The organism is Dokdonia ponticola, assembly GCF_042653865.1.
In the GTDB taxonomy this organism is placed as follows: Bacteria; Bacteroidota; Bacteroidia; order Flavobacteriales; family Flavobacteriaceae; genus Dokdonia; species Dokdonia ponticola.
In genome coordinates this window covers 1-953 of sequence record NZ_JBHSFV010000051.1, presented here as the reverse complement: position 1 = coordinate 953, position 953 = coordinate 1, and the positions used below count along the sequence as shown (strand labels likewise).

Annotated in this window: 1 protein-coding gene; it reads right to left on the bottom strand. The window is 31.8% G+C overall.

Annotated elements, in window-relative coordinates:
• A partial coding sequence (locus tag ACFO3O_RS22570) for a hypothetical protein (RefSeq protein ID WP_379983074.1) occupies positions 1–444 on the bottom strand: 444 nt, incomplete at its 3' end.
• Positions 445–953 lie beyond the last annotated feature (509 nt).

Sequence of the window (953 nt, the reverse complement as noted above, 5' to 3'; positions counted from 1 at the left end):
AGTTGAAAAATCTTGCGTATCTCTGTAATTAGGAATCCAATCTTCATCAGGTCGATATTCTACTATATATGAAAATAAACCACTTGAAGATTCTTGTACCACAAGATTGAATGTTGACTTTACAGTGGTATTAGTACTTTCAATAGAGGTTAGCAAGAAAGTATGATTTTTCTGATCGTATTGATCCGTCACTTGTATAATCTCGCTAGTTTGTAGTGTTCCTATCATTAAATCAGGTTCACTTGATCTATTGCGCCCCCCAACAGATTTTTCGATAGTAAAATGCCCTCTATGATCCCCAAGTGTCGAGAGATACGCTGCTACTTTGGGAATCTCATCTAAAGAAACTGTAGTAGTGGTTGTTTGTAAATGTTCATGTTGATGGACTTTCAATAAAGGAAGAGACCCGTCATCATCTTTTTGACACGCGATAAAAAGTGTCATTGCTGTTAGGACTAGAAATATTCTAGCCCTCCATAACCTTGCATTTTTAATCATTTTTTGTTTGTCGTTTTAAATTAATTACTCAAATTATAAAGGGGTGTTTAAAAATTCAGGAGAGTTCAAATATATATCCAAGACGGTTGCAACTTCATGTAAATAAATGAAGTGACTGATCTAATTAGAAAACTCTCAAAAAATATTAATGTCTCCTATTGAGACTAAGAAGAATGGTATTTTTATGAACCATTAACCTTATTAGTCAAGAAAACAAACCTATGATTTGGTTATAATTTTTTAGGGAAGAAATTTTCAAGAGTAAATGCTATTACCCTCAATCATAGAAACTTATTATTTAGTAAAACACAAGTTCTTTTGAAAAATCAATAATCCAACTAACCTTTGGGTGTGAAAGAGCATCAAGTATACTCATTTACAATTATGATTTGTTTAATCTAGGTTGAACTATTTAATAAAAGAACCTGTGTTTATCACACAATTAGCAATCCATA